Here is a 14,408-nt window from a genome sequence, read left to right on the forward strand (position 1 = left end):
TTACTCGACCTCATCTGAAGGCTCGTGGGGGGAAGGGGAGGGATCGGCGGCCGCTTTCTTCTCGCCGTTGAACGCCTCCCACATCAGGCCCGGCTGGGGCGACGGCTTGGAGGAGGCCGGTACGGCGGGGGGCGTGGGGCCCGTCACTACGACCGGGATCGGGACGGGCGACTCGCGCCGCCGCTGCGGGAGGCCGTTGGGGGCCTTCCTGACCTCGCCCGTCTCCATGGCGAGGGCGGGGGACGGCAGGGGCGGGGGCGTCGGCGTGGGCACCGGCGCGGGCCGGGCCGGGCCGCCCGCGGGCCGGTACGGTCCGCTCACGGGGCCGGTCGGGCCGTTCGCGCGCCTGCGGGCGAAGTCGTCGGGCCGCAGGGCGGACGGGGGCATGGTGGTGATCAGGTTCCGGGGGACGAGCACGACGGCCCGTACGCCTCCGTAGGCGGAGGTGCGCAGGTGGACCTCGCAGCCGTGCTCGCGGGCGAGGCGGCTGACGACGGGGAGGCCGAGCTGGGTCACCTCGCCGAGGCTGGCGAGCTGGATGGTGCGCTGCGACTGCGCCATGACGCGCTCGACGCGCTGCCTGACCTCCTCGGTGAGGCCGACGCCCCGGTCCTCGATCTCGACGACGACGCCGGAGGGCACCTCGTTGGCGGTGACCTCCACGGGGGCGTGCGGCGGCGAGAACGACGTGGCGTTGTCGAGGAGTTCGGCGAACAGGTGCATCAGCGGCTCGGCGCCGGGGCCGACCACGGCCACCTCCGCCACCGCCTGGAGCTTGACGCGGGGGTAGTCCACGATGCGCGACATGGCTCCGCGCAGGATGTCGTAGAGCGGGATCGTCTTCGACCACTGGCGTCCGGGGCGGGCGTCGCCCAGGACCGCGATGCTGGCGGCGAGGCGGCCGATCAGGGCGTTGCGGTGGTCGACGTCCTGGAGGCCGCGGGAGACCACGATGTCGTTGCCGTGCAGGATCTGCATGGCGTGCAGGTCCTTGGCGAGCTGGTGCACGATCGCCTGGACGCGGCGCGCGACCGCCACGAGCGCCCGCTGGGAGGCGTCGCGGGTGTGCTCCTCGGCCTCGACCGCCTCCAGGAGGGCCCGCAGGGCGCCCTTGAGCGCTTCGGCGAACTCCTTGTCGAGGTGCTTGCCGAAGTCGACGGCGCGCAGGATGTCGGAGGCGGGGTCGCCCCTCTTCAGCCGGGCGACGGCCGCGGGCAGGAGCTCCTCGGCGAGCCAGACGGTGGTGGCCCGCTGGTCGGCGAGGCGTCCGAGCAGGGCGGCCTCGCGCTGCTCGTAGTACCTCTCCGCCTCGGCCCTCGCCCGGGTGTGGCGGGCCGCCTCCGCCGAGCGCACCCGGCGCGCGGTCCCGGCCGAGGTGAGCACCGTCAGGGCGACCGCGGCGAGACCGCACCAGGCGACCGGTGTCCGTATCTGTGCAGGGGAAAGGAGGAGCGCGATCAGGGAGGCTCCCGCCAGAACTCCCGGGGGGAGGAGCCATTCCCGGACGACCGGAGCCGGCCGGGATCTGGAAATCGAACCTGCACGAACCATCAGGAGGGTCCCTAAGAAGTCTGGAATGAGCGGACCGTGGGGGTGCGGTGCGCCGAAGGGGACGGAGACGGACTTCATTCGGGCATGTGTACGCGTGCTCCGATGAAAACCCGACGGGCGGAAACCCGGGGGCCGCTCCGGGAATCGCGCCGACGGGCGCTTTCCCTCACGGCTGTACTCCGTCCGCGCCCACGACGTTCATGACTCGCTGTGAGCGCAGCGCAACACACCGGTGAGCATAGTCAGTTCGGGTTGCCCGTGTGACTTTGCCGAAAGGACAACCCCCACCGGTCACTCCGGTTGCACAAAGCGACCGACGGTCGTACCTGAAATGCAATAAACCGATCAAATTCTGTCGCTCGCACGTCGGGAGGGCGGTGTGGGGGCGCCCCGCCGACCACCGCCGGATCCGTCGCGGCCATTGACAGGCCCATCCCACCCTTCCATTCTTGAGAGCGCTCTCAAGCGCGTTCTCCGGAGCGCGGTCCCCCTGGATTCCCCCCACACGGATTCCCCCCACCCCCGAGGAGCCCCCGTGTCCGCACGTCACAGGCGCACGCGCGTCCGACTCATCCCCCTCCTGGCGGCCGCCGCGCTGGCCGGCACCGGCGTCACCGTCGCCGTCTCCTCCGGCCCCGTCGAGGCCGCCGTCCCCACGACCATCCCGCTCACCTTCACGAACAACTCCGGTCGCGGGGAGCAGGTGTACGTCTACAACCTCGGCACCGAGCTCTCGACGGGCCGGCAGGGGTGGGCGGACGCCAACGGGACCTTCCACCCCTGGCCGGCCGGGGGCTCCGTCCCCAGCCCCGCGCCCGACGCCTCCATAGCCGGTCCGGCCAACGGGAAGTCGATGACGATCCGGCTGCCGAAGTTCTCGGGCCGGGTCTACTTCAGCTACGGCCAGAAGCTGAACTTCAAGGTGGCGACGGGCGGCCTCGTGCAGCCCGCGGTCCAGAACCCGAGCGACCCCAACAGGAACATCCTCTTCAACTGGTCCGAGTACACGCTCAACGACGCGGGCCTCTGGCTCAACAGCACCCAGGTCGACATGGTCTCGGTGCCGTACGCGGTGGGCGTGAAGCGCCCCGACGGCTCCGTCGCGAACGCGGGACGCCTCAAGCCCGGCGGGTACCGGGGCTTCTTCGCCGCGCTGCGCGCCCAGCCCGGCGGCTGGGGCGGCCTGGTGCAGACCCGCTCCGACGGCACGGTGCTGCGCGCGCTCGCCCCGGGCCACGGCATCGAGGCCGGCGGGCTGCCGGCCGGGGCGATGAACGACTACATCAACCGGGTCTGGAGCAAGTACGCCACGTCGACCCTGACCGTGACGCCCTTCGCGAACCAGCCGTCCGTGAAGTACTACGGGCGGGTCTCGGGCAACGTCATGAACTTCACCAACGGGTCGGGCCAGGTCGTCACCTCCTTCCAGAAGCCCGACTCGGACAGCGTCTTCGGCTGCTACAAGCTCCTGGACGCCCCGAACGACCAGGTGCGCGGCCCCATCTCCCGCACGCTCTGCGCGGGGTACAACCGCTCCACCCTGCTCACCAACCCCAACCAGCCGGACGCCTCGTCGGCCGGGTTCTACAAGGACGCGGTGACCAACCACTACTCCCGCGCGATCCACGAGCGGATGGTGGACGGCAAGGCGTACGGCTTCGCCTTCGACGACGTCGGCGCGCACGAGTCACTGGTGCACGACGGCAACCCGCAGCAGGCGTACGTGACGCTCGACCCGCTCGACTAGGGCCGTGACCGCACAGGTCCACCGGGTTGCTCGTTGCGCCGGTGGGAAGCGATGTCGCTTCCCACCGGCAGGGAGGCGTGACGGCACCACCGGTCGGGGTCCGGGGACCGACGGAGCGGGAAGGGCGGAAGCTTCGGCACGGGCAGGGTCACCGGCTCGCTCCCCCGCCGCCCCAGTGCCCGGCGCATCCGACACCCCCGCGAACGCGGGGACGGCTCTTGGTCATCGGGTCGTCGCTGACAGTCGAGGAGGTCGCGTTTGCGCCGAAGGTGCGCCGGGCACGCTCACGGGCCGGGAGCTGGACCGGACCAAGCCGGGCGCGCCGGAAAGGAGGGGAGATCCACCGGCGCAGACCGGGCCGACGGTGCGGAAGGGAGGCGCTGTCACGTCACTGCGGATCACGGCCCTCAGGAGGAAACGCCGCGTACAGGGCCTCAGCGTGCACGGCATCCCACTGGCTGATCAGCAGGCGCTCCACCCCGCCGTCGTGCCGGCGCAGCTCGATTTCCTGTCCCTTGTCGAACTCCACCCGCGCCCGTGGATCACTGCACACCGCCTCGGCCTCACCGCGCATGATCTCGAACAGAACACCACGTATGGCATACCGGCGGTCATTGCCCCGGTGGCGTAGCACACGCACCCGGCGGTCGGTCAGCAGAAGCGAGGCGCGCCGCGGCACCAAGCCCCCCATCGAGCGCCCGTACGTCACCGCGCAGCCGGCCGTCATCCGCTCCCCCTCGGGAACCCACTGCTCCAGGCGCTCACGGTCCACCGACCACTTGGCCGCTTCCATCGCCACCCCCTCTTGCCCTCGCACGGCAGGACAACCGTTGACGGCCCTTCTACCCGGAAGCGGTACGGGAACCGGCCTTTGGCGGTATCCCCGAGCCCTGTCCGGTGGGTCATCACCTCGGCGGTGAACTCCGCCGGGGCATGGGGGGCATCCCCGCGGGCGCAGGGACGACGAGGGCTGCCGTCGTCGCGCCGGCCGACTGCGCCCCGGGCGGCGGCGACCACCCCGTCCAGCAGGCCTACGACGCGCTGCTGCGACTCGGCGGCCGGCCTCGGGTCAGCGCGGCCGGGCGACCTCCCAGGCCGCCTCGACCATGCGGAACACCTCGTCCAACGCCGCTTCCGGCTCGGCCGCCTCGCGGCCCAGCGCGTACGCGTCGAGCACGAACCGCGCGATCGTGCGGCACGCCGTCGTCGGCTCCGGCAGGGCGAGCTCGGCGGCGATGGCGGTCGCCAGCGCGTCCGCGTGCCGCAGCCGCATGGACTCCTCGTACGTGCGCAGGGCGGGCGACGCGTCGATCATGCGCCAGATCGGGGCGGCGCCCTCCGCCGAGCAGTGGCGGACCATCGCGTGGACCTCGCGGCGCAGCGCGGGCATGAGCGGTTCCCGCGGCCCCCGGTCCGCGACCGCCCGCACGAGGCGTTCCCTGAAGTCGTCGTCCTGCTCGAAGACCAGCGCCTCCTTCGAGGCGAAGTGGGAGAAGAGCGTGGTCACGGCGACGTCGGCCTCGGCGGCGACGTCGCGGATGCCCACCGCGTCGTATCCGCGCTCCAGGAACAGCCGCAGGGCCGCGTCGGCGATCTTCTGGCGGGTAGCGGCCTTCTTGCGCTCGCGGCGTCCGGTGGGCACGGTCATGCGCCCACGCTATCAGCGCCACCGAGTACGCAAACCTAACGACTCCAAAACACTAACCGTTAGTGCTACGGTCGGTCGCATGAAGAAAGTGAGCTTCGCCGAATTCGGCGGCCCGGACGTCCTCCGTCTCATCGACGCCGAGAAGCCCCACCCGGGCCCCGGCCGGATACGTATCGCCGTACGGGCGGCAGGTGTGAACCCCGTCGACTGGCGGATCCGCGAGGGCCAGGTCCTGGGAGCGCACCCCACCGAGCTGCCCGCGGGGGTGGGCATCGACGCCGCCGGGATCGTGGACGAGGTGGGCGCAGGGGTCGAGGACGTCGAGGTCGGAGACCATGTGTTCGGCGAAGGCACGGACACGTATGCCGAGTTCGCCGTGCTCGGCGCCTGGGCCCGGATGCCCGGGGGCCTGACCTTCGAGGAGGCGGCCGGATACCCGTCCGTGGTGGAGACGGCCCTGCGCATCATCCGCGAGGTCGGCGTGGAGCCGGGGCAGACCCTGCTGGTGAGCGGCGCGGCCGGGGGAGTCGGCTCGGCGGTGCTGCAGATCGCCCGCGACCGCGGCATCGAGGTGATCGGCACGGCGAGTGCCGCGAACCAGGACTACCTGCGTGGCCTCGGCGCCCTCGCCACGACGTACGGCGACGGCTGGACGGAACGTGTGCGGCGGCTCGGTCCCGTCGATGCCGCCCTCGACCTGTCCGGCTCGGGCGTCGTCCCCGAACTGGTCGAGCTGACCGGGGACCCGGGCAAGGTCGTCACCATCGCGGATCTCGGCGCGTCCGCCTTCGGCGTCCGCTTCTCCGGCGTGGCCGGGAGCGTGCCGGACGCGCTCGCCGAGGCCGCGGCCCTCATCGCGCGCGGGAAGCTGCACATCCCCGTCGCGCGGTCGTACGCACTCGGCGAGGCCGCGGCGGCACACCTCGACAGCAAGGCCGGACACACACGCGGACGCCGCGTCATCGTCGTGTGACGTCACCGTTCGACTCCCGTGTGTGCGGAAATCTCTTGGAGCCGAACCGGACATCGGGCCCCCGGTTCGGCACGTGCGCACCAAGCTGGTCGATCGGACCGGCCGGGGTGGTGCGCCGAGTGCCGGCGGGGCGGCGGATCCGAGGCGTACAAACGCTTCCACGCCCTGTACGAGGGGCGTGGAAGCGTTACGTGGCCCGCGGGGCCAAGGCGTTCTTCCCGCCGTACTCCGAGCCGGCGGAGATCCTGCCCGACGAGGACGATCCTCGGGCGGAGGAGGCGCCGGCTTTCGCGGTCCGCGGGAGGGGCGGGGTCAGGGACGGTCGAGCGCGCGGGCGAGGAAGCGCCGCGTGGCCTCCTCCTGCGGAGCGGTGAGCACCTGTTCCGCCGTGCCCTGCTCCACGATCACGCCGCCCTCCAGGAAGCAGACCCGGTCCGCGACCCGCCGGGCGAAGTCCATCTCGTGCGTGGCCATCAGGATGGTCAGGCCGCGCCCCTTGAGGTCGGCGACGACGTCCAGGACCTCGCCGACCAGTTCGGGGTCGAGGGCGGAGGTGATCTCGTCGAAGAGCAGCAGCTCCGGCTCGGTGGCCAGGGCGCGGGCGATCGCCACGCGCTGCTGCTGTCCGCCGGACAGCCGGTCGGGGTGTTCGTGCGCCTTGTCCGCGAGCCCGAGGCGGTTCAGGAGCTCCCGGGCCGAGCCCTCGGCCTTCCTGCGCGGGACGCCGTGGACCTGGCGGGGCGCGAGCGTGATGTTGTCCAGCACGCTCAGGTGCGGGAACAGGTTGTACGCCTGGAAGACGATGCCGATCCGCCTGCGGGCGACGTCGGGGTCCAGCCGGGGGTCGGTCAGCTCGGTATCCCCCAGATGGACGGTGCCGTCGTCGACGACCTCCAGCAGGTCCACGCAGCGCAGCAGGGTCGACTTGCCCGAGCCCGAACCGCCGATCAGGCAGACGACCTGGTGCTCGGCGACGTCCAGGTCGACCGAGCGCAGCACCAGCCGCTCCCCGTACTGCTTGCGGAGGCCGCGGATGCGCAGCAGCGGTCCGCTCATCGGTCCGCCCCCGCCCGGGTGCGCCGCGCGGCCCGCCGCTGGAGCCGGTCGGCGAGGCGGGTGAGCGGGATGGTCACCGCGATGAACAAGAGGGCCGCTCCCAGGTACGGGGTGTAGTTGAAGTCGTAGTCCGCCTTGATCTGCGCGGCCCGCAGCGCTTCGAGCGGGCCGAGGACGGCGACCAGCGCGGTGTCCTTCTGCAGGGCGATGAAGTCGTTGAGCAGGGGTGGGAGCACGTTGCGCACCGCCTGGGGCAGCACGACGTGCCGCAGGGTCTGCCGTTCGTCGAGGCCCAGGGCCCGGGCGGCGTTCCGCTGCGCGGGGTGGACCGAGTCCAGTCCCGCCCGGAACACCTCGGCGACGTAGGCCGTGTAGGAGAGGACCAGGGCGATGACGCCGAGGACCCACGGCTCGGAGGGGGTGCCCTGGAGCTGGAGCGCCGGCAGTCCGAAGCCGACGAGGAAGACGAGGAGCAGGGTCGGCACGCCGCGGAAGACGTCCACGTAGACGGTGGCGGCGAGCCGCAGCGGCTGGAGACCCGGTGCGCGGGTGACCCGTACCAGGGCGATCAGCAGCCCCAGGACGAGGATCAGCACCTCGGCGACGAGGAACATCTGGATGTTGAGCCAGAAGCCCCGCAGGAGGTCGGGGAAGGCGGAGCGGAGCTCGGCGCCGTCGAAGAACAGGCTGTCGACGCGTTCCCAGCCCGGCGAGGCGACCGCGGCCGCGCCCACGGCCGTCAGACCGAGCAGGGTGCACAGGAGGGAGATCCAGGTGTGGCGGCGCTTGCGGGAGCGGCGGTGGCGCTGCCGCTCCCGCTCGTGGTCGCTGGGCCGGTAGAGGGCGTCGGGTGCGAGCGGGGATCCGGCCGGCCGGTCCGGTGCGGCCGTCTTGCTGATGTCCACGGTCCGCCCGTCAGTGCTTCAGCTCGGGGACGTTCGCCGAGGCGGAGAGCCACTGCGTGGTGAGCCTCGCGAGCGTTCCGTCCGCCCTGAGCGCGTCGAGGGCCCGGTTGACGCAGGAGGTGTACCCGCTGTTCTTCGGCAGGAGCAGGCCGAACTTCTCGGGGGTGCCGCCCGCGTAGCCGAACTGGCCGACGATCTCGCCGTTCTCCAGCTCCGCCCCGGCCAGGTAGAAGACCGTGGGCAGGTCGGTGACGATCGCGTCGATCTGGCCGTTCCGCAGCGCGGTGACCTCGTCCTTGGTGGTGCTGAAGACGCTCGGCCGCTTCGAGGGCTTGATCTGGTCGAGCACGGCCTGGTAGCTGGTCGTCGCGACCTGCACGCCGATCTCGGCGTCCTTGAAGGCGCTCAGGGACGTGGCCTTCGCGAACCGGGATCCGTCGAGCGTCAGGACGGCCTGATTGGCCGTGTAGTAACTGGTGGAGAAATCGACGGCTTTCGCACGCTGCGGCGTGATGGAGATCTGGTTGATGTCGAAGTCGAAAGCCTTCTTCCCGGGGGCGTAGGAATGGGCGAAGGGCTCGACGACCCACTTCACCTGGTCGCGTGCGAACCCCAGCTTCTCGGCCACCGCGTAGGCCACGGCGCTTTCGAAGCCCTTTCCGTTGGACGGGGTGTTGCTGTCGAACCACGGCTCGTAGGCCGGGGAATCCGTCGCGACGGTGAGCCGGCCGCGCTCGTGGAGGCTCGGATTGTCGGTCGTGCACGGGGCGGCCTTCTCGGCGCCGGCCGGTCCGGGGGTGCTCTGCGGCTGGGGAGCGCAGCCGACCGCCGTCAGCGCGACGACGATGGCGGCGGAAGCCGCGAGAGACATGCGGGTGCGGGACATCAGAGGTCCTTCGGGGGAAGTCCGGGAGAAGTACGGGAAAGGAGGGCCGGTGCTGTGTGCTCAGCGACACAGATCGGCCGCGCAGCGCACGTGGTCCACGTGGCGGCGGCGTACCAGCAGGAGAGTTCCGGACATGCTTTTCAGCATTCCGTTCGACGGAGAGCGGCGTCAATCTCGAAGACCGCTTCCGGAGTAACGCGTTGATAACATGTCAGCCAGTGAGATGAATGACTCGATCGCCTTGGCGCAGGCCGAAGACATCTGCCGCGGAACCGCCGCGGACCACCAGTTCGGCGAATCCGACACCGGAACTCCCGACGGTGATTCCGGGTTCGCCGAGCGGGACGTCGGGGAGACGGTCGTAACAGCGCACCGGGACGTCGCGGCCGTCGAGCCGGTTGCGCACGAGCAGGCTTTCGGCGGTGGCGTAGCCGGGCAGGTCGGCGGCCGGGCGGTCCAGCTTGCAGTTGCCGAAGTTGTCGACGACGGCGATCCGTACGTCGTCGTCGACGGGCGGACGCACCGCCGTCGTCCGGGCGGGGACGGGGTGGCCGTCCACCAGCCAGCGGGCCAGCAGGGGCGCGTACCACAGGCTGCGGAACTGGGTCCGTACCATCTCCTCGATCTCGGCCGGCGTCAGCTCGGCCCAGTCGCCGGCGGCGGCCTCCAGCACCTCGCGGACGTCGGTGACCCGCACCTCCGTCAGGTCCAGGTAGGCCGCCAGCGGGGCGAGGACCCGCTGGTTCAGGGTGCTGACGACCAGGTGGTCGCCGTGGCGGAAGGAGCAGAAGGGCACGCCGTTGGGCCAGTGCCCGTCCCTCGGCGCGATGTTGACGAGCACCACGACCGGGCGGCTGGGGCCGCCGATGAGGTCCGTGGAGCGGAGCAGGTCGAGCAGGGTGAGGGCGGCGGCACCCTCCGGGTCCGGTCCGCCGAGCGGCAGGACGGTCGGCGTGGAGCCGAAGAGGGCGGCGATCCGGGTGGACTGGCGGGCGAGGGCATTGGGGTCGGAGCAGTCGGTGAGGGAGACGACCGGGGGAAGGGTCATGGCGGTACTTCGCCCTTCTGTCGGGAGACGTGCGGTGGGAGTGGGGGGCGGGGTCTGGGTCCGGCTCGCGGACCCGGTGGCCGGGTCCGGTTCCGGTTCCGGTTCCGGTTCCGGTTCCGGTTCCGGGCAACAAAAAACGGACCCTCCGTTTCCGGAGGGTCCGTCGCGTCCTGCGCGCACACGGCTTCGCTAGCGAAGCGCCTCCGGGGGCGGGGGCATCATTCGCATCATGGCGAGGGTGGCGGTGTGCTGCATGGGCCGGACGATAGCAGAGGCCCCGACCGTCTCAGTCGCCCTTCCACATGGTGGACGAGCCGGGAGGGCTCAGGGCGTCATCTCGTACGCGCCCGAGAGGGCCTCGACGCGCTGCCAGACGCGGCCCGAGCGCGCCTCGTCGACGACGGGGCGCCGGACGGCGTCGAGCGCCCAGAGCTGCTGCTGCTCGGTCGCGGAGTCCTTGCCGTGCAGCTCGACGGCGTGCGCGGAGAAGTCGCGGACCAGGACGGCGAACAGCTCGTCGAGCACGTCCTCGTCGAGGCCGGTGAGGGCGGCCTGCTCCAGGACGAGCTGGCCGTGGACGACGAGCGCGAAGAGCTGGCCGACGGCGAGCAGCAGGTCGAGGTCGCGGCTCTGCTCCTCGTCCGGGGCGGCCTTGAGGACGAACGCGCAGAGCGCGTCGGCCTGTTCGCGGAAGCGGGCGACGTTGGGGACGTGGGCGTACGCGTCGTAGGCGGCGCGCCAGTCGTGGAAGCGGACCGAGCCGAGGCCGCGGGCCGGGCCCTGGCGGAAGAGGAACGCGTCGTCGGCCGCGTCCAGTCGGGTCGGGACGGGCTCGTACGCGACCGGGTCGAGCAGGTGGTTGCCCATGAACTTGAGGATGAGCGCCAGGTTGACGTGGACGGTGCCCTCCAGCTTCGGCAGGCCCCGGATCTCCACGGCCGCCTCGGCGAAGTAGTTGTCCTTCTCGAAGCCCTTGGCGGCGATGACGTCCCACATCAGGTCGATGACCTTCTCGCCCTCCGTGGTCACCTTCATCTTCGTCATGGGGTTGAAGAGGAGGTAGCGGCGGTCGTCGGGGCCGGCGGTGCGGAAGTAGTCGACGGCCCGGTCGCTGAAGAGCTTCATGCCGACGAGCCGGACGTAGGCGTCGGTCAGCTCGCGCCGCACGTGCGGGAAGGCCGTGACGGGGCGGCCGTACAGGACGCGGTTGTGCGTGTGGGTGACGGCCTCGTACATCGCGTGCTCGCAGATGCCGATGGAGGCGGTGCATAGGTTGAACTTGCCGACGTTGACCGTGTTGAGGGCGGCGTCGAAGGCGGCGCGGCCGGCGTGCAGGACGTCCTCGGCGGCGACCGGGTAGTCCTCCAGGCGGAACTCGCTGACGTACTTCGAGGAGTCGACGACGTTCTTGACCAGGTGGTACGCCGGGTGGCGGCTGTCGGCGGCGAAGAAGACGTAGCCGTCGGGGCCCTCGACGTCGGTGCGGCGGCCGAAGACGGAGACGAGTCCGGCGGCGTTGCCGTTGCCGATGTAGTACTTGGAGCCGGTGGCGCGGAAGCCGCCCTCGCCGTCGGGCGTGAGCAGCATGTCCGTGGAGTAGATGTCGGCGCCGTGCGTCTTCTCCGAGAGGCCGAAGGCGAACACCTCGCCCTGGGAGAGGAGGGCGGCGGCGCGGTCGCGGGCGGCGGCGTTGCCGCTCTGCCAGACCGGACCCAGGCCGAGGACGGTGACCTGCCAGGCGTACCAGTAGTCGAGGCCGTAGAAGCCGAGGATCTCGTTGAGGGCCGCGATGCGGGCGGTGTCCCAGCGCTTGTCGCCCTCGTCCTCGCCGGCGGCGGAGGACGGGGTGAGGAAGGTGGCGAAGAGGCCCTCCTCGGCGGCGAAGGCGAGGAAGTCGCCGAGCCAGGCGCGGGTCCGGTAGTCCTCGATGAGCCGGCGCTTGCCGCGCGCCTCGAACCAGTCGACGGTGGCGCGCAGGAGCCGGCGGGTCTCCGGGTCGAAGTGCGCCGGGTCGTAGGTGTGCGGGTTGAACAGCAGCGGGTCGGCCATGACGTCCGCCTTTCCGGCTCGTGATGGGGGGTGGTGGTGAGGGGTGGTGGTGAAGGGTGCGAGGAGGGACGGGAGGGTCCCGGGTTCAGCGCCCGGTCCCGAAGCGGGCGAGCGTGGCGAGGACGTCGTCGAGCCAGGCGATCATCATGCGTTCGTACGCGATGCCGCCCCGCAGCACGACGTGCTGGAGTTCGCGTTCCGCGTCGAGGAGACCGCCGGCCGTCCGCCCCGGCTCCCCGAAGTCGCGGGTCTCGCCCGCGAGGTAGTGGGCGAGGCGGTCCGTGTGCGCCTTCCGGTGCCGCTCGACCTCGCCGATCAGCACGCCCGGGTCGTCGAAGGCGGCGCCCCGGATCTTTACCGCGAGGTCGTGCCGCACGCTCTCGGGCTCGATCGGTTCGTGCAGCCACGCGGAGAGCGCGTCCCGCCCCGGTCCGGCGACGGAGTACTCCTTCTTGTCCGGGCGCCCCTGCTGGGGCACGTCCCGGACGTCGATCCAGCCGTCGCCCTCCATGCGCTTGAGCACGCGGTAGATCTGCTGGTGGGTGGCGGTCCAGAAGTATCCGATGGACCGCTCGAAGCGCCGGGCCAGCTCGTAGCCGGATCCGGGCTTCTCGAGCAGGGACACGAGGATCGCGTGGTCGAGCGCCATGCGCCCGATCTTGCTATGCAACGAGTTGCATAGCAAGGCCGTGCGGGGCGGGTGAGACGCGGCTCACCCCGGGCCGGCTCGGCCCGGACGGGATCGCCGCCGTCCCGGCGTTCGCGGGGCTCGACGGCGACGGGGGCCCGGCCATGCGGACGGCGCCGGTGCTCGTCCTGCTCGACGCGATGCCGCGGCCGCTCGAGGAACGGCTCCTCGCGGAGTTCGTCGGCTCGGTCTTCCGCGTCCGACGCCTCGCGGGCCGCCGGAGCGACGGCTCGGCATGCACGCCCGGAGGTCCGGGGAGACCATCGAAGCATGGCTGGTAACTCCACGGCCACGCGGGACGGCGCTGCCGTCTCGCGTGCTCCCCGCCAGAAGCTGGCGCTCGCGGCCATGCTCTTCGCGGTGTCGATGACGTTCATCGACCAGACGATCGTCTCGATCGCCGCCCCGAACATCACGGCCGAGCTGGGCCTCTCCGCCTCCGGGATGCAGTGGGTCGTCAACGCCTATCTGCTCTCCCTCGCCGCGTTCTTCGCGCTCGGCGGGCGGCTCTCCGACATCCTCGGACACCGCAGGGTCATGCTGACCGGGACGCTGCTCTTCGTGATCTCGTCGGCGCTGTGCGGCTGCGTGCCCTCCGGGGACTTCGCGCTGACCTGGCTGATCATCTTCCGTGCCACGCAGGGCCTGGGGGCCGCGCTGATGTTCCCGGCGGCGCTCGCCGTGGTCATCGCGGTCTTCCCGGTGGAGCGGCGCGGCCGGGCGCTGGCCCTGTTCTTCGGGCTCTCCGGCGCCCTGACGGCCATCGGGCCGCTGCTCGGCGGCTGGCTGACCGCCTGGACCTGGCGGGCGATCTTCTGGGTGAACGTGCCGGTCGCCGTCGTCGCGATCGTGCTCACCGTGCTCGCCCGGGTCCCCGAGAGCCGTCGCCGCGAACGCCTCGACGTCGTCGGCGCCGTCCTGGTCGCCGTCGGCATGGGCCTGGGCGTGCTCGGCTTCCAGCAGGCGTCGTCCTGGGGCTGGGGCAGCGTCGCGACCTGGGCCTGCGTCGTCGGCGGCGCGGTCGTCCTGGTGCTGTTCCACGCCTACGAGCGGCGCACCGCGCAGCCGCTGATCAACTTCGACGTCTTCCGGGACCGGGCGTTCACGATCGACAGCCTCGTGCTGTTCTTCGCGATGCTCGCCTTCGTGCCGGTCTTCTTCTTCGCGTCGGTGTACGCCCAGGTGTCGCTGAGCGCCTCGCCGAACCAGGCCGCGCTGTTCCTGCTGTACTTCTTCATCGGCTTCGGCATCGCCTCCCAGTGGGGCGGCAAGATCCTCGACAAGCGCGGCGCCCGCCCGGCCATGAAGATCGGCTGCGCGCTCGGCGCGGTCGGCTTCTACCTGTGGGCCCAGAAGCTGACCGACCTGTCGATGCACGACCAGTGGCCGTACGCGGCCATGGCGGGCGCCGGCATCGGTTTCCTGCTCGCCCCCGCCTCCACGGACGCCGTCAACCGCTCCATCGGCGCCTCGTACGGCGAGGTCACCGGCATCACCCAGACCGTCCGCAACTACGCGGCGGCCATCGGCATGGCCGTCTTCAGCACCGTCCTCGCGCACGTCTCCGCGCACCGGATCACCGACACGCTCACCGGGCGCGGTCTGCCGCCGGCCGAGGCGGAGGCGACGGCCGGGAGGGTCGCGGAGGCGGTCACCGGCCATCCGGACGGCCGGGCGCCCACCGGGGACGGGCCCGTCGCCAAGGCGCTCCAGGGCGCGGGCGACGCGATCCGCATGGACTTCGCCGAGGCGAACCAGTGGGTCTTCTACGGCATGGCGATCGCGCTGGCCGTGGCCTTCCTGTTCGCCCTGGCGCACCCGGGGACGCGGGTCACCGAGAAGTCCCCCGAGGTCTGA

12 protein-coding genes are annotated in these 14,408 nt (G+C 71.6%); 3 read left to right on the plus strand and 9 right to left on the minus strand.

All coding sequences use genetic code 11. From position 1 onward, the window contains the following. Positions 1 to 1,383: a sensor histidine kinase gene (locus ACFYNX_RS02385; protein WP_388656772.1), complete on the minus strand. Its 1,383-nt coding sequence runs from the start codon at positions 1,381 to 1,383 to the stop codon at positions 1 to 3. 703 nt (positions 1,384 to 2,086) lie between these two features. Between ACFYNX_RS02385 and ACFYNX_RS02390 the strand changes: the two genes are divergently transcribed. Beyond that, a complete protein-coding gene (locus tag ACFYNX_RS02390; RefSeq protein ID WP_388656774.1) occupies positions 2,087 to 3,298 on the plus strand; it encodes a glycoside hydrolase family 64 protein in 1,212 nt (403 codons plus the stop codon). A gap of 388 nt (positions 3,299 to 3,686) precedes the next feature. Here the strand turns inward: ACFYNX_RS02390 and ACFYNX_RS02395 are convergent, their stop codons facing one another. Together ACFYNX_RS02395 and ACFYNX_RS02400 are read right to left on the minus strand one after the other, a co-directional pair. Then, positions 3,687 to 4,091 carry a hypothetical protein gene (locus tag ACFYNX_RS02395; RefSeq protein WP_388656777.1) on the minus strand — a complete coding sequence of 135 codons (405 nt, stop codon included), beginning with the start codon at positions 4,089 to 4,091 and terminating at the stop codon, positions 3,687 to 3,689. 276 nt (positions 4,092 to 4,367) lie between these two features. Further along, complete coding sequence (locus ACFYNX_RS02400) at positions 4,368 to 4,946, minus strand: TetR/AcrR family transcriptional regulator (protein ID WP_388656780.1); 579 nt, start codon at positions 4,944 to 4,946, stop codon at positions 4,368 to 4,370. 79 nt (positions 4,947 to 5,025) lie between these two features. Here ACFYNX_RS02400 and ACFYNX_RS02405 point away from each other — a divergent pair, with 79 nt between their 5' ends. Further along, positions 5,026 to 5,919 carry an NADP-dependent oxidoreductase gene (locus tag ACFYNX_RS02405; protein ID WP_388656782.1) on the plus strand — a complete coding sequence of 298 codons (894 nt, stop codon included), beginning with the start codon at positions 5,026 to 5,028 and terminating at the stop codon, positions 5,917 to 5,919. A 312-nt stretch (positions 5,920 to 6,231) separates the two neighbouring features. Here the strand turns inward: ACFYNX_RS02405 and ACFYNX_RS02410 are convergent, their stop codons facing one another. The 6 genes from ACFYNX_RS02410 to ACFYNX_RS02435 form a co-directional block, all read right to left on the minus strand. Then, a complete protein-coding gene (locus tag ACFYNX_RS02410) occupies positions 6,232 to 6,975 on the minus strand; it encodes an amino acid ABC transporter ATP-binding protein (protein WP_388656785.1) in 744 nt (247 codons plus the stop codon). Further along, positions 6,972 to 7,880 (minus strand): amino acid ABC transporter permease, encoded by a 909-nt coding sequence (locus ACFYNX_RS02415; protein WP_388656788.1) that lies wholly within the window; start codon positions 7,878 to 7,880, stop codon positions 6,972 to 6,974. The genes ACFYNX_RS02410 and ACFYNX_RS02415 overlap by 4 nt, the downstream gene beginning before the upstream one ends. Positions 7,881 to 7,890: 10 nt before the next feature. Then, positions 7,891 to 8,766 carry an ABC transporter substrate-binding protein gene (locus tag ACFYNX_RS02420; protein ID WP_388656791.1) on the minus strand — a complete coding sequence of 292 codons (876 nt, stop codon included), beginning with the start codon at positions 8,764 to 8,766 and terminating at the stop codon, positions 7,891 to 7,893. A 211-nt stretch (positions 8,767 to 8,977) separates the two neighbouring features. Then, positions 8,978 to 9,814 (minus strand): SAM hydroxide adenosyltransferase, encoded by an 837-nt coding sequence (locus ACFYNX_RS02425; protein WP_365540487.1) that lies wholly within the window; start codon positions 9,812 to 9,814, stop codon positions 8,978 to 8,980. Between the two features lie 324 nt (positions 9,815 to 10,138). Next, positions 10,139 to 11,863, minus strand: a complete 1,725-nt coding sequence (locus tag ACFYNX_RS02430) for an acyl-CoA dehydrogenase family protein (protein ID WP_388656794.1) — start codon at positions 11,861 to 11,863, stop codon at positions 10,139 to 10,141. A gap of 85 nt (positions 11,864 to 11,948) precedes the next feature. Beyond that, the gene (locus ACFYNX_RS02435) at positions 11,949 to 12,512 is read right to left on the minus strand and encodes a PadR family transcriptional regulator (RefSeq protein ID WP_388656797.1); all 564 of its coding nucleotides are present in this window, start codon (positions 12,510 to 12,512) and stop codon (positions 11,949 to 11,951) included. 309 nt (positions 12,513 to 12,821) lie between these two features. On the opposite strand from ACFYNX_RS02435, the gene ACFYNX_RS02440 reads away from it, so the two are divergent. Beyond that, complete coding sequence (locus ACFYNX_RS02440) at positions 12,822 to 14,408, plus strand: MFS transporter (protein WP_388656800.1); 1,587 nt, start codon at positions 12,822 to 12,824, stop codon at positions 14,406 to 14,408.

The organism is Streptomyces sp. NPDC007872 (assembly GCF_042868165.1).
In the GTDB taxonomy this organism is placed as follows: domain Bacteria; phylum Actinomycetota; class Actinomycetes; order Streptomycetales; family Streptomycetaceae; genus Streptomyces.

Excerpts from the sequence above, each read along its gene's own strand:
- ACFYNX_RS02395 (WP_388656777.1), bottom strand. The coding sequence starts at position 4,091 with ATGGAAGCGGCCAAGTGGTCGGTGGACCGTGAGCGCCTGGAGCAGTGG.
- ACFYNX_RS02400 (WP_388656780.1), bottom strand. The coding sequence starts at position 4,946 with ATGACCGTGCCCACCGGACGCCGCGAGCGCAAGAAGGCCGCTACCCGC.
- ACFYNX_RS02405 (WP_388656782.1), top strand. The coding sequence starts at position 5,026 with ATGAAGAAAGTGAGCTTCGCCGAATTCGGCGGCCCGGACGTCCTCCGT.
- ACFYNX_RS02410 (WP_388656785.1), bottom strand. The coding sequence starts at position 6,975 with ATGAGCGGACCGCTGCTGCGCATCCGCGGCCTCCGCAAGCAGTACGGG.
- ACFYNX_RS02420 (WP_388656791.1), bottom strand. The coding sequence starts at position 8,766 with ATGTCCCGCACCCGCATGTCTCTCGCGGCTTCCGCCGCCATCGTCGTC.
- ACFYNX_RS02425 (WP_365540487.1), bottom strand. The coding sequence starts at position 9,814 with ATGACCCTTCCCCCGGTCGTCTCCCTCACCGACTGCTCCGACCCCAAT.
- ACFYNX_RS02430 (WP_388656794.1), bottom strand. The coding sequence starts at position 11,863 with ATGGCCGACCCGCTGCTGTTCAACCCGCACACCTACGACCCGGCGCAC.
- ACFYNX_RS02435 (WP_388656797.1), bottom strand. The coding sequence starts at position 12,512 with ATGGCGCTCGACCACGCGATCCTCGTGTCCCTGCTCGAGAAGCCCGGA.
- ACFYNX_RS02440 (WP_388656800.1), top strand. The coding sequence starts at position 12,822 with ATGGCTGGTAACTCCACGGCCACGCGGGACGGCGCTGCCGTCTCGCGT.